Genomic DNA, 21,878 nt, shown 5'->3' on the forward strand with positions numbered 1-21,878 from the left:
TCCCTCATTCCTCTCCGGTGTTTTCCGTAAACATCTCAGCCTTTGTGTTTCGCAGAGCTGCTATGCGCTCTGCCAGTGATTCTGCCGTGAAACAGGGCTCTTCATGCCCCAGATTGAAGCGTTCCGACAGAATGCTCCAGCAGCGAAGCGGCAGCGGAACTGCCATACCACACTGTTCCATGACTTCCACCCGGCCCGCCAGCTCGCGGGCAGTACCTTGAAAGGCACACTCCCCCTTATGAAGAAGCACCCATCGGTCAGCCGCTTCCAGTAATTCATCCATACGGTGTGTAACCATAATGATCGTTCTGCCTTCCTCACGACACAGGGTCTGCAGCATCCCAATCAGTTCCATCCTGCTGACGGGGTCCAGTGTAGCCGTCGGTTCGTCCAGAACGAGAATGTCCGGCTCCATGGCAAGCACCGAGGCGATGGCGACCTTTCGCATTTGCCCGCCGCTGAGCTGAAACGGGCTGCGCTCCAGCAGGGCTGGATCCAGACCCATTTTAAGAAATGCCTGCAATGCCTTTTGTTTAGCTTCCTCCTGACTTGCGCCGAAATTCATCGGCCCGAAACAAATATCCTTTTCCACCGTTTCCTCGAACATCTGCTGCTCCGGGAACTGAAACACCAATCCGACCCGTCGCCGCAGTTCTCGCATTTTAGGGGCCTTTACACCTGCAGTAATCATGACATCGAACACAGATACTGTACCGGCTGTCGGTTTGATGATACCGTTGAACAGCTGAAGCAGCGTGGATTTACCCGATCCAGTCGTTCCGGCCACGCCAATGAATTCTCCTGAACCAATTCCGAGATCGATATGACGTAGTGCAGCGCTGGCCCAAGGGGTTCGGGCATCATAATCGAAGCACACATTCTCTAATTGAATGACCATAAGAAATCCATCAGCTCCTGTTCATCACCGGATTGTCCTTTTGCAACTCCCCGAGACTCCAATTCCTGTGCAAGCTTCCGTGCAAAAGGCGCTTCCAGGCTGCACAGTAACATCAGCTCCCTATCCTCAAACAAGTCATCAGGTGACGTATCTGCAATAACAGCCCCGTCCCGAAGGGCAAGCACCCTTTCAGAGGCCATAATTTCATCCGCGTCATGCGTAATGGACACAATGGTATACCGCCCTTCCCGGTGCATATCCCTGAGGATATGGGTCAAGTCGTGCCTTGCCTGTTCATCCAGCATGGAGGAGGCTTCGTCCAGCACCAATATTTCTGGCTCCATGGCAAGCACCGAGGCTAACGCAACCCGCTGCTTCTGTCCACCGGACAGCTCGGAGGGATGTCTTTTAAGCAGATGGCTAACGCCAAATCGTTCAGCATACCGGTCGATCTGCTCTCTTATCTGCTGCCTCGGCATACACATGCCCTCAAGTCCAAAGGCAATATCCTCCTCCACCGTACTGCCAACAAATTGATTGTCCGGATTCTGAAACACCATCCCTACCTTACGGCGGATCGCGATCAGGTTATCCGGCACAAGCTCCAGGCCCGCTGTCTCTATAAGACCTTCATCAGGCGCCAACAGTCCGTTAAACAGTCTGGCTAGCGTAGATTTCCCACTCCCATTGCTCCCTACGACAGTCACCCACTGTCCTTGGTGTACCGTAAAGCTGACAGAGCGGATGTTGTTCGACTGCCCGTTATACGAAAAACTAACCTCCTTAAGGGTTAGCGCCGGGGCCTGATGCTGTTCTCCAGACACGCAATTGTCCGATTCATGCGGCTTAGGCCTGTTATATAATCCCGCTCTGTTCATAGCAGGTTCCTCCCTTCTGCCGTCCTAGCAACTGAAATCTATTTACGGTCTCCCATGCAACTTCTTAATCTGTAAAACCAGCAAACAATGACAGCTTGGAAAGCGACGGCACCAAATATCTTACGGCAATACCGATGAGGATACCGGTCACAATACCGGTCAGCAGAAGCGCCGGTAAATAATAAAAGATCGAAGAGGTTTTGAAAATAATCGAAGCAGCCGTCAGCTGACCGATATTGTGCGCTACCCCACCGGCGATGCTGATTCCGATCAGACTGAGTCTTTTTCCGCTAATTTTGAGCAGGCCATACATGACAACAAAACTGAACAGTGCGCCGAACAGACTGAACAAAAAGCTTGAAAAGGTTCCGAAGATCATCGCAGTCAGAATCGTCTTTAGAACGATTAACGTCATCGCGTCTCTTCCCCGCAAAAAATACAAGCAGGTTAGCACCATAATGTTAGCCAGCCCCAGCTTTGCGCCCGGTACTGACAGGTTCACCGGAATAAGGGATTCCACAATGCTTAGCACAACAGCAACCGCTGCAAAAATGGCAATAATGACCGTCTTTTTAAGCAGCATGGCAGATTCGTTAATTGACAACGGCGTCGACTTCATCCTGACTCTCTCCTCCCGAAGCACCCTCTACCTCAACCAATACTTTGTGAGGCAGGCAGACGATGCTCTGATTTTTCCTGTCAACGAACCCGAAGCTGAGGCACACTTCATCCGGGCAGTCCGCCTCAATCATTTCGATCCCGTAATCATACACCTTAAGAATATTCACTCCATGATCCGTCTTAATTTCAATAATCTGTTCTTCTTCCGTCAATTCCACAGTCTTAAACAATTGACCATCTACCGTAATGGTTGCCGTTAACGGATTATTGTGATTTTTTTCACTATCTTTTTCGTCCAGCCATCTTGGGACAAGAAATATTAGTGCTGCTGCCAGCACAACTGAGATCAGTACCAGGTCTCCGCGTTTCATAAGCATCTTCCTTATTTTTTGATTATATAAATCTTAGACGTCCTCATTATACCCACTCCCCACCTATCCTTCAATGAAGGAAACACCCAATCCGGCCGGTTTGAGAAAGATTTCACAAAATCATCACTAAATCCAAAATTTTATTCAAAAATTTAAGTAAATTATGAGAAGTCTCACATCCTCCCTCTGACGGGCTCTGCTATAATCCACTCGAAACCTGGTGGAAAAGAGGAATTCTAATGAACATAATTAAGCGCTCATCGCTGCTTCTGCTTCTGTCCGCCCTGCTCATCATCGGAGGCTGCAACTCCGGCACGACTCCGGCAGATCTCAATGAAAAGACGCCGGACTCCGGCCAGCAGACGGAAATAACCGATCCGGTCAAGAAATCTTACTATATTTTTGATACCATTGTGCAGGTTAAAGTGTATGACAGTCGGATCACCGACCGCCATTTTAATGAAATCGAAGAACTGCTTAAAACGATCGACACTCAAATGAGCCGTACGAATGACAAGAGTGAGCTGGCCAAGGTGAACGCTAATGCCGGGATCAAGCCTGTCCAAGTATCCGAACAAACCTTCAATGTTATTCAAAAAGCATATGAGTACTCTAAACAGACAGAAGGCCGTTTCAATCTGGCAATTGGCCCTCTCGTCACGCTGTGGAATATCGGAAATGAAGGCGCGCATGTTCCTGACCAGTCTAAAATTGATGAACTTATACCGCTTAGTCAATATAACCAGGTCGAACTGAACCCGGACACCCGTGAAGTATACTTGAAAGAAAAAGGCATGGAAATGGACCTTGGCGCTATCGCCAAGGGTTATTCGGCGGACGTCATCGCCAAATATTTGACCGACAACGGCTTCAAGAGCGCCATCATTGATCTGGGTGGTAACGTGCTTGCCCTGGGACAAAAGCCAGGCGGCCTCAAATGGACCATCGGTATTCAGGATCCTGACCTTTCCCGGGGGAATCCAATCGGCAACCTGAAGGTGGAGAACCAGACCATCGTCACATCTGGCGTATACGAGCGCTTTTTCGAACAAGACGGAAAAGTGTACCACCATATTCTGGACCCTGAGACCGGATATCCTATCGACAACAATCTGAGCAGCGCCACGATTCTGACAGACAAATCCATCGATGCGGACGCACTGTCCACCTCGATCTTCTCCATGGGATTAGAAAAGGGCCTCGAATTCGTAGAACAACTGGATCAGACAGAGGCCTTGTTTATAACCAAGGATAAAAAAGTATACATTACGTCTGGTATGGCTGAGGTTCTGCATATGACCAACGACAGCTACACGTTAATGAACGAATAGCGCAAAAGAAAGAGCAGGACATCTCTTCCTTACTGGAAAAGCTGCCCTGCTCTTCTATGTGCTGTTGTTTGTTCCCCACTAACTCAATCAGCACCGAGTCTACCAGCTGGTCTGCAGCCGCTTTAAGCCATTTCCTGCTGGGCCCTCATATATTTCACGAACAGATTTTGTTTCTTTCCAATTTTGTACTGCCCTATCTTTGCTAAAGTGTATAAAGTGTGATATAATCATAAATTGTTAGGCGAAGTTTAACCCCGTAAGTTCCTCACAAATTTATATTTTCTAACTCAGATGAAGTTGAGAATTCCTATTTTCTAACCCAAAAGTAAGAGTTTAAGGATGTTGGTTTTCTGATTCACACTGGAGCGGTCATCGGAGCCGCAAGGACGAAAGAGAGGCAGGGCTTTTGTTGTTTTGGAAGTAATGATCCCGAAATTGAACTTCAAACACAAGGAACCGACTGTACAGCCGATCAGGCCGTCAGGGGTTAAATTATATTGGCGCTTCAGCGCCCACAAAAGTACCCTGCAGACCATTCTGCAGGGTACGTCTATATCCACAAGATCTAGAAAAGTAATTAAATGTTACATCAGCCTTTAAAATACATATCATACCATTTATGTTGTCGATTACCTGCCTTTATGGCATAATGGAGGCATAGATTGGGCAGCCAAATGGAAGGCATTTCGTTTGTTTACAAACGAGATGCCTTCCTGTTTATCAATATAATTTTTACATTAAATGTAACCTTCTTCAATCGGCTGCTCCATTAAGGGAGGTTGAGGCGATCGGTATACATCTCTGTAGACGTTCTTTCACACAAGAATTCGGAAGCGGAGGATGTTTATATGAATATTCCAAAAACCAAGCAAGGGAAGAAGCCGAAAGATCGGGCAGGTATCTTCATATTTGCGATCTCCTGCATCTCGACCGCGATTCTCATATTCATTATCGTTGAGATTATCCTGAGGACCATGTTTGGAACACTGAAATGAACGTATTCGATACCAAGGAGGATCATTTATGAAATGGACCGGATTGTACCTCACAATAAATTTAGGTTGCAGCTCAATCTATAATGAGCCATAGCACGAGAAGAGGAGATATGACCATGAATTTGCATAAGATCAATATAAGAGAAACGCTTGTTTCCCAATTAACTTTTTTTGATGAACAGCTCACTCTATTTCTTGATCGGTACCTCCCTGCCACTGACGACGTTCGCATCGTACGGGAACGAAAAAATACCAAAGCGTTTATCGAACGCTATATGTTCAAGCTGGAGCAGTATCTGAAGAGTAACATCAACAGTGATGACATCCCGTGCCCCGACTTTGTATTTCTCGGGAGTACGGTAACCGTGCAATATAACGACAGCAATCACTGCGAATCCTATACACTGTGTCTGCCGGAGGATTCTGATCCGGATAAGAGCTGTATATCCATCGTCTCTCCGCTCGGCTCCCAGCTTCTTATGGCTGCCAAAGACAGCCAAATTACGATCGTGACTCCCGGGCAGATCACAAAAGTGACCGTTGTAGATATTAACTGCAATTAATTCCAAGAAACATGTCATCCTGTATTAGTGAACAAGTCACATCATGCCCAGCAGAGGTTACAGCAATATCCTGATCACAGGAATGTAACACATAGAATAACCTTCAGCACACTTAGAGGGGCTGTTCTTCGGTCTACCCACGACCAAGTTGACAGTCCCTTTTTTGTCTTTAAATCCCCTTTACTTTCCTTCAAATATGTATAATGAAAATTTTCTCCAATTGCTACTCTGAAAATACCAGTAAAATTGTGACAGACGCCTAGTCCCATGCATATGATGCCGAAGACGAACCACTTTTCGGAAGGAGCGTGCAGTCTTGAAAAAACGAGGGAAGCATACAGCGGGTAAAAATCCAACCCAGCGCTATGTGGTGGACCCTAATACAAGAGAAATCGATTGGGCAGGACGTAACGAAGCAAAAAACCGTGCAGCAGCAGATAGGGAGGCCCGGGTTCTTTCATCTGCAGCGGCAGCTGCTCTGGAAGAAGAAAGCATCGACGCCTTAGAATTCGAAGATCTGCTGCCTGAGGAAAGCACCGATGTACCGGAAGAGGAGGTAATGAAAGAAGATTTTGAAGAGGAAGAAAGCCCCCTCTCTCGAGACACCTTGGAATTATTCAATACCACCGACCACCGGGAGCAACTGCTGACTGAGAAACAAATGCCCGGCCTGAAGGGGCCTTTTATCTATACTGAAGATATCAGTGAAGGTGCAGTCACGGAGAGCCGTATCGCTTCCCGTGCCATCACCGCCTCCAAGCTGGCCACCGGAGCAGTCGGAAGTGATGCATTGCAGGATTACGCTATAACAGGTCTTCAAATTGCCGACGGCAGTATCACCTCCGCTAAACTTGGAGGTTCGGTAGTCACCAGTGACCATCTGGCCGATGGTTCCATCACTGACCGGAAGATTGTAGTTGGTACGATCAGTGGAGATAAAATCAAGGACGCCAGTCTAACCTCTCACAAGCTGGCCGATCATAGCATCACCTCGGATAAACTTGCGAACGGCGCGGTGCTCTCCCGCCATCTCAATGGTCTAAGCATTTCAGGCGGCCTCCTTGATGATGCTGCCGTCACCAGTAACAAGATTGCCTCAAGCGCTGTAGAAACACGGCATCTGGCCAACGAATCCGTACACACCTCCAAGCTGGCGGATCAATCTGTCTCCACATCCAAGCTCCGGGAAGGCGCAGTCAGCGCCAGTAAGATTGAGTCTGGCGCGGTTGATGGAACTCACATCCAGAATCATTCCATTACCAGTCTTCACTTGGCTGAAGGAGTTGTTACCCGAAATCACCTGGAGCATGAGGCGATCGGATCTGAGCAATTGGCTGAGAGCACGGTCAGTGGGAAGCATATTCAGAAAGGCGCTATTACTACTGACCACCTAGCGCTAGGCGCAATCGGGTCAGATCAAATCCGAACTGCCGCCGTTGGTAAGGACCAGATCGGGAGCCAAGAAATTCAATCTCGTCACGTGAGCGATTTCAGCATTACAAACACAAAGCTGGCAAATCAGTCAGTAGGCACCGCGAAACTGGTAGAACAATCTGTCACTGCTTCAAAAATCGCCGACCAAAGTATTTTATCCAGCAAAATCTCCGATGAAGCTGTCCACACCCGCCATTTGGGGAAAGCGTCCGTCGATTCAGAACAGCTTGCTACCAAAGCGGTGCGTTCCCAGCATATCGGTAATAGTGCTGTTCAAAGTGAGCATATTACCGAAGGCAGTCTGCAGCCCCATCACTTTAACGATAATGTTATCCATTCGGCTGCTATAGCGCCCCAAGCGATTACAGAGCGCCACTTGTCCGGTGGATCGGTTACATCTTCTCATCTTCAGACAGAAGCTGTGACGGAAGATAAACTTTCACTAGGCTGTGTAACAAGCAGCAAGCTGGCAGCCGGTTCTGTCAACGGAGAAATCATTGCGAAGGAAGGCGTCAATTCCTCGAACATTGCGAAAGGAGCAATACGGCAGGCTCATCTTGCAGCAGGAAGTGTCAGCTCTGTGTCTTTGCAGACCGGTGCGGTCGGTCAGGATCATCTTGCCATCGGCTCCGTTACAAGTAAGCATATCGCACCATCCTCGGTCATATCGGATGCCATTGCTAACGGCTCGATAACAGCAGAGAAACTTGCACTTGGTGCTATCACGGACTCTTTCATCGCTCCCGGAGCTGTATTCCCGCAGCATCTGTCGGATCATGCGGTAACCTCGCTCAAGCTTTCCCCGGAAAGCGTGTCGACTGATAAATTGACCGATCTGGCTGTCACTTCCGCCAAGCTAGCAGAAGGAAGCGTAAGCTCCTCCAAAATTAAAGAAAATGCAATTCAGGGCATTCATTTATCCGGTGAATCAATATCGGCTGATGCCCTGCAAAAGAATTCTGTTACAACTGACAAAATCGCTCCTCATTCCGTTTCCGCCCAGCATCTGGCACTCGAATCCATTCACGGCAAACATTTGACACAAGAATCCATCTACGGATATCATCTCAAAAAAAATATTATTACACTGGACCATCTGTCTGACGAAGTTCGTTCCGTTGAAATTTTTGCAGACGAAAGCATACCTGGTCACAAACTTCAGCCCGGGCTTATTGTGGAGACTCATCTCAGTCCTTCCGCTGTATCTGAGGCCGCCATCCAAGATAACGCGGTCAGCGGCGATAAAATACAGAACGCCTCGATATCCGGGCATCACTTACAATTTGACATCATTCAGCCAAATCATCTTAGCGATGAGGTTATTCACTCCCGCCACCTTGACAACGGAGTTATTGGAGAAAACCATATCGCTCCGGAATCGGTAGGCCAGAATCATCTGCAGGATGAGGTTATTACCTCCAGACACATCGTGGAAGGAGCCGTCGGCCCCACCCACATTCAATTGGAGGCTGTCAACCGCTCCCACATCGCGGAAGGTAGCATAGCCTCACATCATATTGATGATTCAGCTATAAAAGACCGTCATATTGCGGCCTCTTCCATCACGACTGGACATTTGCAAAGCCAATCCGTGTCCTACAATCACCTGCAGGAAGAGAGTGTAGGCTCCGATCATCTGCAGCTCGGTGTCGTACAGTCCCGCCATTTAGCAGAAGGAACGGTTCTCCCCCATCATTTACAGGAGCGGAGCATCGGTTCCAATCATATTGAAAAGGGCTCTATTACATCAGACCTCTTACAGAAAGGGAGTCTGACGGGTGACAAATTCGTAGCTCACAGCATACCGGGAAGCAAAATCACCGAAAGTTCCATCTCCGGCAAGCATCTTGTGGATGGCTCTATCGACTATCGTCATCTCACACCGGATGCATTAAATTCCCTTGCGGTACAGGATGGCAGCATTACGGGGAGCAAGATTGCTGAAAGTTCCATCGACTACCGTCACCTCACACCAGGGGCGCTTGACGCCCTTGCCGTACAGGATGACAGCATTACGGGCAACAAGATTGCCGAAAGTTCCATCGACTGCCGTCATCTCACGCCGGAGGCGCTATACTCCCTTGCGGTACAAGATGGCAGCATTACGGGCAACAAGATTGCCGAAAGTTCCATCGACTATCGTCATCTTACACCGGAGGCACTCAATTCCCTTGCCGTACAGGATGACAGCATTACGGGCAACAAGATTGCCGAAAGTTCCATCGACTGCCGTCATCTCACGCCGGAGGCACTCGATTCCCTTGCCGTACAAGATGGCAGCATTACAGGCAACAAGATTGCCGAAAGTTCCATCGACTGCCGTCATCTCACGCCTGAGGCGCTAGACTCCCTTGCCGTACAAGATGGCAGCATTACGGGTAACAAGATTGCCGAAAGTTCCATCGACTGCCGTCATCTCACGCCTGAGGCGCTAGACTCCCTTGCCGTACAAGATGGCAGCATTACGGGCAACAAGATTGCCGAAAGTTCCATTGACTGCCATCATCTCACGCCGGAGGCGCTTAATTCCCTTGCCGTACAAGATGACAGCATTACGGGGAGCAAGATTGCTGAAAGTTCCATCGACTACCGTCACCTCACACCAGGGGCGATAGAGTCCCTTGCCGTACAGGATGACAGCATTACGGGGAGCAAGATTGCTGAAAGTTCCATCGACTACCGTCATCTCACGCCAGGGGCGATAGAGTCCCTTGCCGTACAGGATGATAGCATTACGGGGAACAAGATTGCCGAAAGTTCCATCGACTACCGCCATCTCACGCCAGGAGCGTTAGAGTCCCTTGCCGTACAGGATGACAGCATTACAGGGAACAAGATTGCCGAAAGTTCCATCGACTACCGTCATCTCACGCCAGGAGCGTTAGAGTCCCTTGCCGTACAGGATGACAGCATTACGGGCAACAAGATTGCCGAAAGTTCCATCGACTACCGTCACCTCACGCCAGGCGCGTTAGAGTCCCTTGCCGTACAGGATGACAGCATTACGGGCAACAAAATTGCCGAAAGCTCCATCGACTACCGTCACCTTACGCCAGGCGCGTTAGAGTCCCTTGCCGTACAGGATGACAGCATTACGGGCAACAAGATTGCCGAAAGTTCCATCGACTACCGTCATCTCACGCCAGGCGCGTTAGAGTCCCTTGCCGTACAGGATGACAGCATTACGGGCAACAAGATTGCCGAAAGTTCCATCGACTACCGCCATCTCACGCCAGGCGCGTTAGAGTTCCTTGCCGTACAAGATGGCAGCATTACTGGGGCTAAAATCGCGGACGGAACGATTACCAGCCAGCATCTTGCCGATGAAGCCATAACAGAGGATCATCTTGCACCGGCCTCCGTATCTCCACAGCATATGTCCTTCACACCGATCCGGAGCACCGATGCTCAACCAGCAGTCCAGCAGTACGGTCTGACCGCGTTTGCACTTCCGGCGGAAGAACACACGACCGAAGTGATCGTCAATTTTGAAGAGCCGTTTGCATCTGTTAATTACGTCATCGTTGCCATGAGCAATCATCCTGGCTTTCAAGTATCACTTAAACTTCAAAGAAGCGACGTCACCGTCCTGGAAGTCACACGCCAACCAAACTGCAATTCAAGCTACGGATTTCTATCCTGGATTGCTATCGGTCCATCCCAATAATCCATTCTTAAGCGGTACTCTATCCAGAGTACCGCTTGTCATCATTTTCAGTGCTTTAATCCCAGTATTTCCCTATAATATGTTACAAGCATTTGTTGTAGGGAATGGGATGGCAAATGCAAATTAATCGGAACAGCTACCCTCGATGACGTCACGGTTCTATAGTTGAAGGATCTGATGGCCTTCGTGGAGCATGTCGTTAACGGTAGTATTATAGGAGGTATTCAAATGACTCATTTTTATACCGTTTGGGGTCAGTCGAGAGTCAAGCTGACGTGGCATAGGAGCGACGACCTCCCTCCCCTTCATCTGATCACAAGTGTGCATGGTTTCTGCTATCTGGACAGCCGCTTGCTTCTCGTGGACCTGCGCGACCGCGGCTGGGACTTTCCCGGGGGACACATTGAACCGGAGGAAATGCCTGAGTCCTGTTTTAAGCGGGAAGCGCTAGAAGAGGGTTATATTGAAGGTAATTGTAAGCTGCTAGGCAATATCTCCGTCGACCACAGTGAATGCCCTAACTGGACTGAGAACAGCGGCTATCCCAAAATAGGCTATCAGGTGTTTTACCGGATGGACATCACCCAACTCCATCCTTTCGAGGCCGAATTCGAGTCGGCCCGCCGGATTTTTATCGATCCTGCTGAGACGCAGCATTATTATAAGGGCTGGAATCCGGTACACAAGCACATTCTAGAGGACTCGCTCAAATTGAAGCCATAAGGAATTAACAGCTATTTGTAAGCTTAGCAGCATATGCTGGCTTTTTGTTTTGAATTTATGAATTCTATTTAATGACGGGTTTACTTGAGCGGAATCATGAACTACTATTAGTTCGAGGTGGTATCTATGATATTAGTAAGCTCCTGTCTGGCAGGAATGGAAGTAAGATATAACGGTACGCATAGCTTAAATCAAACGATCCGCGAGCTGATCGAGCAAAACAAAGCGGTCAGCGTATGTCCCGAACTGCTCGGCGGGTTTTTTACACCCAGAGAACCTGCCGAGATTATTGGCGGTGATGGGGATGACGTGTTAGACGGCAAAGCCAAAGTGATCGAGAAATCAGGCCGGGACGTGACGGATATGTACATTAAAGGTGCATATGCCGCTCTAAAAAAAGCCCAAGACATCCATGCAACAACCGTTGTCCTCAAAGAATACAGTCCCTCGTGCGGCAGCGCCATGATTTATAACGGCCGTTTTAAGAACGAAAAAATGACTGGAAACGGCGTTACCACTGCGCTACTGATCCGGCACGGCATACGCGTGATATCCGAAGAGCAGTTGGCGGAACTTGTCGTTTCATAGATCGGAGTTTTATTTATTTTTTAACAAGCCTTGATAATTTGGCGGAAAATCTTTCTTATCTGGATCTTTTAAGTGTTTAAAATGTACGAGTTTCACATTGTCAGGTATTGTAGGGGATATTTCGAAAATAAAACGATCCTTTCCTACAGGTATATGCGGACCTACCGTAGGATTAGCTTCAAGAATAATCAAGAAGTGAAAACCCCTAAACCCGTTTAATCGCTCTACATGTTTGATATCAATAAAATAAGGATACTGTTCCGGTGAGACGGTCAGCATGTTTGAATAAACCTCATCAAGTTTTTGCTTTATATGCGGTAACAGAAAAAGCATTAGCATATCTTGATATTGCAGCTCTCTGGATTCTTGAGGACTCTTCACTTCTGCAAAACAAGACCTCTCCCACCCCATAAACAGTGTTAGGATCAAAAAAAGAACAATCCATCCTTTTCTCAATGTTCTCCTCCTTTGGACAAACGCAGTTGAATATAAATATTCCAAAATAACAATTTTTCATACATTTCTCGTCCTTCTTCAAAACTACAAACACGCGGAGCCCGAAGTCGGTATCCGCGTGTTTGTATTTATGTTATTAAACATCAGATTAATCCAGAAAAAAAGTGCCCCCAAAGCTATACTCTGGAAGCACCTTTTCTGTAAACTCCAATTAACCCTAAACAAGTTCTGTACCACCACGATCGATCCGTCTGTTGGTTAAACCAATCCACTTTACAACACAATCTCAATTGTAGTGCCATGACCAGGCTGACTATCCGCTGTAATCATGCCGTCATGCGCGATAATAATGTCATGTGCGATCGCCATGCCTAGACCGGAGCCTTTATGCCGTTCCCCAGTATTTGTACCCCGATAGTAACGGTCGAAGATCCGTTCCAGTTCCTCTTCCGGAATGCCCTTGCCATTATCGGCCACAGTAATACGGACGCGTCCTTTGTACTCCTGCTCGATACTTACTTGAATAACCACACTCTCATCGTTATGAACAATCGCATTGTCGATCAGATTGCCGATCACCCGCTGCATTAAGATTTTGTCAACGTCTTTGACCAACCGTTCGGCACTGCACTGAAACTCAATCGTCCGCCCCGCATGCCTTGGATCGTTAAGACGGTCGATAACGACATCCCGCACAACCGAGACGAGATTAACAGGCTCCCGCCGGACGGTAAGCTGTTTATTCTTGAGTCGGGTCGACAGATTGAGATCCTCGATCACTTCCTCCAGATAGAGCGCCTTCTGTTCAATAATCGCAGCATACTCTTGCATCTCCTCCACAGAGAGGCGATATTCTACTTCCTTCATCAATTCCGCATACCCCTGAATGGAAGCGAGCGGCGTCTTAATATCATGAGAAATGTTGCCGATCCATTCTTCCTTCATTTTATCCATTTTCCGCTGCTTGTGCTCATTCGCACGCAACTCCTTGGATAGGTTGTGGACATGCTGAAACATTTCTTTATAGATACCTTTGGGCCGATTATGCAGATCGTATTGTTTGTTGGCCAAACTTTTGATCCCGTCCATAAGCGCATGCAGCGGCTCCGTAAGCCGCTTGCTGAATAAATAGGCAATGAACAGTGCAATGAGCGCATCAATCCCAATAAGTAGCAGGCTCCCTATTTTAAGAAACTGCCCTACTTCCCGGTAATCTAAAAGCAGCACACTCCGTTGTAAATACCGATTTTCAAAGCCAATAAAATAGCTGTAAGCGGTCTGCCCCGCCTGCTTTTCACCGATAAACATCGTTGTATCGCCGTCAATCTCTCGATACTTGTACATCTGAACGATGTCAAACGGAGTGTATTTCATTTTGACGCCTTGCGGCACATGATAACCATACCGCTGATTGCCATCCTCATCTAAAATCTGAATCCAGGCTTGCGCGTGATCAAGTATTTCCTTGCCTTCGGCGGTCACATTGACCTCCTGTTGATCAGTGAAGACGATATGTTCGTGGAATGCTCTGGTGATCTCTTCTGCAGATGTCTCCTGCTTATTGAAGATAGGCCCGAACCAGGATGACTGGCCGATAAGCAGCATCGCTATGAGCAGCAAATTCATGGACACCACCATCACAACGATCAGCACAACTGATGTTAAAAATCTGCCAGTCAATCTCCATTTCATCAGCTATTCATCCTTTATGACCAGCTTGTACCCCAATCCCTTCACTGTGACCAGATAGACTGGATTGGATGGATTATCCTCGATTTTTTCGCGCAAACGGCGAATATGAACCATCACCGTATTATCGTAGCCGATGAAATCCTCACCCCATACATGCAAGCATAATTTTTCTTTGCTGATAATCTGGTTGGGATGGCGGAGCATGTGGGTGAACAACCCCAGTTCCTTTGGTTTTAGCTCAATCGAGTTTCCATTCTTGCGCAACTCCATCTTCTGTTCATCGTAGAGAAACGGCCCCGCCTGAATGACGGGGTCCGGCTTTACTTGAACCTGTTGGTAATCTGCCCGGCGAAAATGGGCTTTAATGCGATAAGCCACTTCTTTCGGGCTGAACGGCTTCGTGATATAATCATCGCCACCTATGGCGAGACCGAGCAATTTATCGATTTCTTCCGTCTTGGCGGACAGAAACAAGACTGGAACTTGCGAGACACTTCGAATCTGCTTACAGAGCTCATAGCCTTCCCCGTCCGGCAGCATAATGTCGAGCAATACCAGATCCGGCTGCTTCTCCTGAAATTGCCGCCAACCATCTGCCACTGTCACAGCGGTATAGACATGCTCAATGCCTTCCTTACCAAGCACCGTCTTGAGCAAACGCAACAAATCCTCTTCATCGTCGACAATTAGCACTTTTCTCAATAGCGCCATGATGTATCCTCCCCGAAGCTTTTGGTGAGCTTTTGAATATCATTTTATCATTTTACCATAAGCTTGCCTTGGTGAAGATATGGCGCTCACGACCATGCTTACTGTAGGCTATTCAAACAATTCCGAGATCGCATTATCATTTTTCTTCTCTATCGCCAGCTTGCCGGTCTGATCCATGAGGTAAAACTGATAGAATGCGCTGCTGAAACTCATTGACTTAGATATCATTGCATTATAATGCTCCACGCTCGGAGTGCTTAATTGATCTCCTGTCCAGAAAAAATGTAATATCAAACGTTTCTGATTGTGCGGATGCTTGATAATATACGCCCCAGCTGTATTTGGTTTACTCATTGTGGCCTTCCATTTAAAGCCGATATCATCCGCACGCTTAATAATCCCGGGCTTTAACGCTTGAACGAGCGGATTCGTTGCGGCAGAGCCAATTACAATGACATTGCTGTTTGCGAGTTCGGTCTTCAGCTTCTTTTTGATCACTTGTCGTTCTGAGAGAACCGTAGGCTGTTGAATGCCGAAAATGTCGAACGTCGTCTGTAATGATTTCAGTATCGCTCGCTGCTGCGCCTTCGCTTTCTTGCTCGTCGATTCACTCAGCACCACCGTCAACGGCTCGCCTTGCAGCGTTTTATCCATGATCCGGCTTATCGTCTCAAATGGCAAATCCGGATTCTGAGCTAGTATGCTGTGATATGTAGATTTCATCACCTCATGCATGTACGCTGCCCTCTCAGCATCCGTTATCTGATATTCGGGCTTCAGCTCGAAATTAGGCTGCCGCAACGCCTGTTCCATCTCGCTTTGCGCCTCTTTGCCTAAAGTCTCGCCAATCGTCTCAAGCAAACCGTCAATGGTCGCATTTTGATAGATGAATCGGTTGAAATAGGCCTTCATGAACAGGTCAAATTTCTCTTCACCAACGGTACGATACAATTGGTATATAGCTTGACGCCCTTTGTCGTAGTAGACCGGGTGCGACAGATCGCCAACCTCCGTATTGGATGAGCTGATTGCCTTATCGAATGAAATATCGTCAAGCTGAATGGACTTAAACCCATTCAAAACGTCCCCTTGTTTCTCCGAAAAATATACTGCAGAGAAGTCCGCAAAACCTTCATCCAGGAATGACTCGGTCTCCGAGTTATTGCCGATCAAGGAATGGAACCATTGATGCGCAATTTCATGTACGAACGCAGTATGACCTTTTACATCAGGATTTCCTTCGATCATCCCCATCTGAATTAGGCGCGAGAATTCAACTGCTACACCTTCTACATATGACTCCACAATTCGGAATTCGGGATATGGATATTCGCCATACTTATCGTTGAAAAATTGAATCGCCTTAAAGGCCTGATCAATGTAAGCCTCGATAACCTTTTCTTTTCCTGGCCCATTGTCAAAGTAGTAATACTCCACTGTCAGTCCGTTACGTGTATCCCGCTCCACCTTATAATCAGGACTCGCGAAAAAGACAAACTCACGCGTACGGTTAGCTGTCGTTACTACCGTCTTACGGCCAGCTTCGGCATCTTGTACGGTAATCATACCCGGCATGGATACCTGGTATGAAGCGGGTACATTCAGTTGAACCTCGTAATCGGAAATCATGTAATAATCAGATTCGAATGAAGTGCTGTACGGTGTTCGATCCCATTGATGCTTACTGTCGTCATAGACGGATATCACAGGGAACCAGTGCGCCCCATTAATTATATTTTTGTAATGCGACAGTCGCTGCGAACCGTAGGGAATTTCAACCTTGAAATCCACTTGAACGGTTACCATTTCGCCGGGTTTCAGCTCACGATCAAGCTTCACTGTCAACGCTTGTTGTTTGTTCTCATACACAAGCTGCTTTCCTGTCTCTTTTACTTGCATAATATCGATGCCGCCCAGAAAATCAGCCGCCTGCTTATCCGGGTTGTCCTTGCGAATCTTGGCATTCGCCGAAGCAAACATCTGAGCTTGTGTAGACTCCGATCGATTCGCATCAGCGAATGTATGGAAGACCAACTCGTGCAAGCTGTCCTTCGATGTATTTTTGTAAATGACCGTCTCACTGCCGTGCAAGGTCATCGTCTTCTCATCCAATCGGGCATCAATTTGATATCGAATCGGACTGCTGGTGGTTGCTTGTTCTTTTGCCTGATGGACAGACGATGCAGGTGCATTTACGGGTGCCGCCTGAACAATACCTGTACCGACGATCGGGCTAGCCATTACTGAGACAACAAGCGAACAGGCTACGATTCGAGTTGAAATGCGTTTTCGTTGCAAATGATTCATATGAGCTTCTCTCCTTTATGCTGATTCTTGCATTATACACCCCCAACCTTTCATCATCTTGCTGTTAACCTTACATAATCCTTAATTTAGCATTTGTTCCCAAGAAATCTGTGAGGAACTTCGCATGAACACAAAAAAAGAGACCCTGAAGGCACATGCCTGCAGGGTCTCTTCAGCTTTGCGGATGCTAGGTCTTATTAGATGAAACCACAATGACATGAAACAATAACCAGCAAGATGAACAATACCAGAATAAATCCTATTCCGTGGCCAAATCCACCCACTACATCACCCATGAATGACTCCTCCTTTGTTTTAAACTACACTTTATCTTATGATGAATTCATGGAACGGTCAGGGCGTTTAGGCAACAATTGCTTGCTTCGCTTATCAGCACCATCTCCCCTATCCTTTTTTTATTTATCGCCAACCCCTTTTATAGTCTGTTTAACGACCTGATGCCCGAATACAGCAAATGCGCCAGTCAGTATGCCTTGTATAATTGCTTCCATGCTCCATCCAATCAGGCCCACAGCAAAAATGACAGCAAACACAACAACAATGTACACAATGCTCCAATCCGGTACCTTTGGTGTTTTCTTTAAAATGTAGCCAATTACCCAGCAAGCCGCGACAACAAGAAACAACCTCGGGTCGATCAATTCAATAATCAGGTTCCATTCCATTTTGTACACGTCCTCTCTAATAAAAATCACAATGCGTCAAGAGATGGATATCTCTGTTGTCCTGCAAAAAAGCACTCCTGATGACGCTTCAGATTTTGAAAATCTTAATATTGGGCTTGTTTATTAGCATATTATCCCGAACCTCGGAAAAGCACCTTTGCAGAAATTAAAACCCAAACATCTTCATGAATTTAATGTAGTTATAGTAGAGCTTAGACGATGCTTATTCACGAAAACTGCACTACTTTAATTACACCCCCTCTGGTATAATTCACCTAGGCAAGTTCTTTCGAGAGAGACTAGAGTAATAGACAGTTGACATAGTGTTACAAATTTTGGCAAGTGCTGTCGATACTAGGCCACTCGATGCAAAAGAGCGTTTATCAAGAACTAACACAACAAGGGGATAAACCCGTTAGCAAATACCCCAGCCGATGGGGATTCAGAAAAGAGAATCAGGCATGAAAGGTTTAAGGAAGTTTTCAGTACTACTATTATCATTAACTGTTGTTTTGACTGCGTGTGGCTCTGGAAAAAAAGAAACCACGAACGCGCCAGCATCGTTTAACAATGAGTCAACAACCAAAGAAAGTGCTGCACCAGCAAGTACTTCAACTGAAACAGAGAAAGAAAAAGAAAAAGTCAAAGTAGAAACAACATCATATAAGGGTGATGGTTTTTCATTTTCGTATCCCTCAACGTGGGAAGATGCTCAGCTCAACATGCCATTAGTAGTGGCAGCATTTGTTGATTCTAACCCGAAGCATGGATTTGGAGACAATCTTAATGTAACGCTTGAAGATGCTTCTGTACCAGCGAAAGAAGCAGCTGATCTGACAGTATCCCAACTATCCAGTGGTGCTGGTGGGGAAGGTATTAAAGATTATAAAAAGATAGATTACAAGGATCATTCTGTTTCCGGTAACAAAACTGCCGGTGTCCTAAAAGCCCAGTATAATCAACCACAGTCAGGAGCCACAGTTATTTTGACGCAATACTTTGTGTCGACTGGAACGAAACTTTATACAGCATCCATTACCTTCTCAGAAGGATCTTATAAAAACGGTGGAGAAGAAATGGTCCAACAGATCATTGATTCCTTCCAAGTAACTGAAACTGTGGCAACCAGTACGAGTACAGATTCAAATACTGAAAAAGCTACAGCGAATACGAATGCAGCTGATATGATGTCTTTGCTTGTTCCTAATCTAATTGAAGACGGAGTTATTAACGAAAAAACATATAATTACATTGTTAACAACCACGAACTGTTCCCTGCAGTCACCGCCAAATCGAAAAAGGCCGCAAGTGCTGAAGTAGATAAAGCCATAACCTCACGCCACCTGTTCAAAAATATCAATCCTTATTTGGACAAAATGGTGGAAGTAAGTGGATACGTTGTTGAGGTTATAGAAGAGCAAATCGATGAAAACACCACCATCGCTGAGGTTCACATCATGGATGAATACGAAAATTCCATAGTTGGTATTTATCTTAACTCAACGGGTGACATCCTGGATGAGGACTACGTTACGATGCGGGGTGTGCCAACAATTCAATACTCGTTTGATAATGTAGGCGGTGGGACAACAATCGCTGTTCTTTTAACAGTATCAACTCTTAAAAAAGTTCAATAAGTCACGTTTTATAAACAACTCTAAAAGAAAAAGCCCTTTCTGGGCTTTTTCTTTTTTAACAAAAAACGAATGAGTATTCACGCTACTTGCGGTTGCATCTGTCAGTTGCTGAAATGACTTACGAACTGCTTGATCCGTTCGTTTAATGGTCCGGGGGCTTTTGTCGGAATCCGATGATCGACTTTTTTAATGAAAACCAGCTCACTCTTCGGTAATCGTTGATGTAACATTTTGGCGTAAGGATGGAAGTGCTTGTCTTTTTCACCGTAAACGAGCAGGACGGGAAGATGTATTTCCTGGAGTTGCGATGAACAGTTATACTTCAAGCTGTATCGATAATACTGTTCCGCATTTTTCGCATCTCCTTGTTTCGCATCATTGAATAACTTACGGAACAAAGAAATATTTTTAGCTTGATTCCAGGCAATAGAAAACGCAATCGTGCCGACTGCTCCGATTTTGGATAAAACAGCACCCAAAGATATTTTGTTTCTTAGACGTTTTCCTTTTACTTCCGACATTCCGCCGATGACAATACCTCCCCATGCCCGGTCGGGATGAGTCAAGAGAAACTCAAGCACAACCGAACCCCCAGTAGAATATCCGCACAAAAATATTTTTTCGATGCCTAACTGGTCTATCAACTGTTTGATATCTTCAACGATTAAAGGATAAGTAACCGCTTGTTTGGAAGGCTGACTCTTGCCGTGTCCTCTGATGTCAAAAGCAATGGTTCGAAAATGTTGCGACAGCCCTTCGATTTGGTATATGAAATTTAAGCTTGTTAGTACCGGTGGATGAATAAAGAGGATAGCGGTTCCTTTTCCGCGATCAATATAATGCATCGAGTATCCGTTTATGTTGGTGGAAGTCATTTTATCGTCACACTCCATGTTAAATCATTCATGTGTTGGTTTTCTGCACGATTATGATATAGAGTGTCCAGATTGAGGAAAAGTACTCCATCAAATAAAATGGTAAAGGAGTGGATACCCATAGAGGGGAGTTAGATGATTCAGTGTTTGATGGAAGGGCTTCACAATAAAGCTATCGCCTCTTTACTCCACATCTATAGGATGCTTGATCTTATCTTTATAAAAATCAATGTATAGCTGTCCATCACTTCCTTTGACTGCATAAAATACATCCTGTTCTCTTTTCCCACGTAATTTCAGCTGAGTTGTCAACCATTCTTGAGAAATATGATTAGCATCAAAATTGCCATGTAATACCTGTCCATCCATAATAAGCTCGATCGGGAACTGTTGAACACCACTCATCCCTTTCTTCAAATCTTTCAGGATAGTACTTTTGTATTCTCTTTTTTTCATAACGGATATTTTACCATTGATTTCAAGGATCACATACTCGACCTCGTTTAAGTCAAAAACATCCTTTTGTCTGAGCAATTGGTTTAACGAATCCATGGTTAGATTGTTCTTTTTAAGATTATCCTCAAGAATTTTCCCACCTTCAATAAGAACTGTTGGTGTACCTTCTACCCACATGCGAAATTTTCTGCTTTTTAGTACAGTCTTAGTTAATATAAATGATGTACCTGTAAAAACAACAAGCGAAATGATAAGGTAGACTACCTTCATTTTGTCATTAAACGCCAGATTAGCAGCAATAGCCCCCATGATGATAGCTGTAACAAATTCATGGAAGTTCATATTGGAAATTGTTTGTTTTCCTAAGATCCGTGTAATCAAAAGTAGTGTAACAAAAGCAGAAAAACTACGTAGCAAGATTATCAGATGCTCGCTCAAAGTCTTCACTCCAAACAACTAAATTGTTCATTTGAAATTTCACTTTCATAGTATGGTCCACACTGATTTATTTAGTCAGATAATTGCCTATGGAGCACTTTTAATTAAACTTACGTTCGAGATCAGGAAGCATTGCGGCCACCTCCGATCGGTTTCATTGCCAGTATATTCTCTGAAAGGAACACCCGCGGCGCATCGGAAGACAAACAGATCGCCCTGATATGTCCACTTATATTTCTCACAGAAACGGCCGCCGTCTTTAAAGGACGGCAAAGCCGTTTCTCCTTGTTGGGTGGAGAGCGTTTATAGGCGAATTAGGCTCAGGAGATTAGTGAAGTAAAAACAATTGTTGCCTAAACGCCCTGACCGTTCCATTTAATCATCATAAGATAAGGTGTAGTTCAAAACAAAGGAGGAATCATCCATGAGTGGAGTAGTGGGAGGATTCGGTGGATTTGGCCATGGAATAGGAACTATTCTGGTATTGTTCATCTTGCTGGTTATTATCTCATGTACTTGTGGTTTCATCTAATAAGACCTAGCATCCACAA

At 46.0% G+C, this 21,878-nt stretch carries 20 protein-coding genes; 8 read left to right on the plus strand and 12 right to left on the minus strand.

What is annotated here, in order from left to right:
- Positions 1–4 precede the first annotated feature (4 nt).
- The 4 genes from AC2TF5_RS24865 to AC2TF5_RS24880 all read right to left on the minus strand — a co-directional run bounded on the left by AC2TF5_RS24865 (position 5) and on the right by AC2TF5_RS24880 (position 2,768).
- Positions 5–898: an energy-coupling factor transporter ATPase gene (locus AC2TF5_RS24865; protein WP_491299769.1), complete on the minus strand. Its 894-nt coding sequence runs from the start codon at positions 896–898 to the stop codon at positions 5–7.
- Positions 883–1,776, minus strand: coding sequence for an energy-coupling factor transporter ATPase (locus tag AC2TF5_RS24870; protein ID WP_491299770.1), 894 nt, complete (start codon positions 1,774–1,776; stop codon positions 883–885). Before AC2TF5_RS24870 ends, AC2TF5_RS24865 begins: the two co-directional genes overlap by 16 nt.
- Positions 1,777–1,840: 64 nt before the next feature.
- On the minus strand, positions 1,841–2,395 hold the full coding sequence (locus tag AC2TF5_RS24875) for a Gx transporter family protein (RefSeq protein ID WP_491299771.1): 555 nt from the start codon (positions 2,393–2,395) through the stop codon (positions 1,841–1,843).
- On the minus strand, positions 2,370–2,768 hold the full coding sequence (locus AC2TF5_RS24880) for a NusG domain II-containing protein (RefSeq protein ID WP_491299772.1): 399 nt from the start codon (positions 2,766–2,768) through the stop codon (positions 2,370–2,372). Before AC2TF5_RS24880 ends, AC2TF5_RS24875 begins: the two co-directional genes overlap by 26 nt.
- A gap of 239 nt (positions 2,769–3,007) precedes the next feature.
- Between AC2TF5_RS24880 and AC2TF5_RS24885 the strand changes: the two genes are divergently transcribed.
- The 6 genes from AC2TF5_RS24885 (at position 3,008) to AC2TF5_RS24910 (ending at position 12,069) form a co-directional block, all read left to right on the plus strand.
- Positions 3,008–4,099 (plus strand): FAD:protein FMN transferase, encoded by a 1,092-nt coding sequence (locus AC2TF5_RS24885; RefSeq protein WP_491299773.1) that lies wholly within the window; start codon positions 3,008–3,010, stop codon positions 4,097–4,099.
- 848 nt (positions 4,100–4,947) lie between these two features.
- Positions 4,948–5,094 carry a hypothetical protein gene (locus tag AC2TF5_RS24890; RefSeq protein ID WP_491299774.1) on the plus strand — a complete coding sequence of 49 codons (147 nt, stop codon included), beginning with the start codon at positions 4,948–4,950 and terminating at the stop codon, positions 5,092–5,094.
- A 116-nt stretch (positions 5,095–5,210) separates the two neighbouring features.
- Positions 5,211–5,657: a GreA/GreB family elongation factor gene (locus AC2TF5_RS24895; protein WP_491299775.1), complete on the plus strand. Its 447-nt coding sequence runs from the start codon at positions 5,211–5,213 to the stop codon at positions 5,655–5,657.
- Between the two features lie 316 nt (positions 5,658–5,973).
- Entirely contained in the window at positions 5,974–10,758 is a 4,785-nt protein-coding gene (locus AC2TF5_RS24900; protein WP_491299776.1) for a WIAG-tail domain, read from the plus strand.
- A 228-nt stretch (positions 10,759–10,986) separates the two neighbouring features.
- Positions 10,987–11,481, plus strand: coding sequence for an NUDIX domain-containing protein (locus AC2TF5_RS24905; RefSeq protein WP_491302990.1), 495 nt, complete (start codon positions 10,987–10,989; stop codon positions 11,479–11,481).
- 126 nt (positions 11,482–11,607) lie between these two features.
- On the plus strand, positions 11,608–12,069 hold the full coding sequence (locus AC2TF5_RS24910) for a 2-thiouracil desulfurase family protein (protein WP_491299777.1): 462 nt from the start codon (positions 11,608–11,610) through the stop codon (positions 12,067–12,069).
- A gap of 9 nt (positions 12,070–12,078) precedes the next feature.
- On the opposite strand, the gene AC2TF5_RS24915 is transcribed toward AC2TF5_RS24910, so the two are convergent.
- From AC2TF5_RS24915 to AC2TF5_RS24940, 6 genes are all read right to left on the minus strand, one after another.
- The gene (locus AC2TF5_RS24915; RefSeq protein WP_491299778.1) at positions 12,079–12,525 is read right to left on the minus strand and encodes a DUF3888 domain-containing protein; all 447 of its coding nucleotides are present in this window, start codon (positions 12,523–12,525) and stop codon (positions 12,079–12,081) included.
- A 273-nt stretch (positions 12,526–12,798) separates the two neighbouring features.
- On the minus strand, positions 12,799–14,217 hold the full coding sequence (locus AC2TF5_RS24920) for a sensor histidine kinase (protein WP_491299779.1): 1,419 nt from the start codon (positions 14,215–14,217) through the stop codon (positions 12,799–12,801).
- A gap of 3 nt (positions 14,218–14,220) precedes the next feature.
- Positions 14,221–14,928, minus strand: coding sequence for a response regulator transcription factor (locus AC2TF5_RS24925; RefSeq protein ID WP_208915989.1), 708 nt, complete (start codon positions 14,926–14,928; stop codon positions 14,221–14,223).
- A 108-nt stretch (positions 14,929–15,036) separates the two neighbouring features.
- Positions 15,037–17,235 carry a M1 family metallopeptidase gene (locus tag AC2TF5_RS24930; protein ID WP_491299780.1) on the minus strand — a complete coding sequence of 733 codons (2,199 nt, stop codon included), beginning with the start codon at positions 17,233–17,235 and terminating at the stop codon, positions 15,037–15,039.
- 197 nt (positions 17,236–17,432) lie between these two features.
- Positions 17,433–17,531 (minus strand): YjcZ family sporulation protein, encoded by a 99-nt coding sequence (locus AC2TF5_RS24935; protein WP_491299782.1) that lies wholly within the window; start codon positions 17,529–17,531, stop codon positions 17,433–17,435.
- A 120-nt stretch (positions 17,532–17,651) separates the two neighbouring features.
- Entirely contained in the window at positions 17,652–17,921 is a 270-nt protein-coding gene (locus tag AC2TF5_RS24940) for a phage holin family protein (protein ID WP_491299783.1), read from the minus strand.
- A 461-nt stretch (positions 17,922–18,382) separates the two neighbouring features.
- On the opposite strand from AC2TF5_RS24940, the gene AC2TF5_RS24945 reads away from it, so the two are divergent.
- Positions 18,383–19,558 carry a PsbP-related protein gene (locus AC2TF5_RS24945; protein ID WP_491299784.1) on the plus strand — a complete coding sequence of 392 codons (1,176 nt, stop codon included), beginning with the start codon at positions 18,383–18,385 and terminating at the stop codon, positions 19,556–19,558.
- Between the two features lie 101 nt (positions 19,559–19,659).
- On the opposite strand, the gene AC2TF5_RS24950 is transcribed toward AC2TF5_RS24945, so the two are convergent.
- Both AC2TF5_RS24950 and AC2TF5_RS24955 read right to left on the minus strand, forming a co-directional pair.
- Positions 19,660–20,433, minus strand: a complete 774-nt coding sequence (locus AC2TF5_RS24950) for an alpha/beta fold hydrolase (protein WP_491299785.1) — start codon at positions 20,431–20,433, stop codon at positions 19,660–19,662.
- A 183-nt stretch (positions 20,434–20,616) separates the two neighbouring features.
- Positions 20,617–21,327, minus strand: coding sequence for a DUF421 domain-containing protein (locus AC2TF5_RS24955; protein WP_491299786.1), 711 nt, complete (start codon positions 21,325–21,327; stop codon positions 20,617–20,619).
- 424 nt (positions 21,328–21,751) lie between these two features.
- Between AC2TF5_RS24955 and AC2TF5_RS24960 the strand changes: the two genes are divergently transcribed.
- A complete protein-coding gene (locus AC2TF5_RS24960) occupies positions 21,752–21,859 on the plus strand; it encodes a YjcZ family sporulation protein (RefSeq protein WP_491299787.1) in 108 nt (35 codons plus the stop codon).
- The last annotated feature ends 19 nt before the right edge of the window (positions 21,860–21,878 follow it).

This window comes from Paenibacillus sp. JNUCC 34, assembly GCF_058269055.1.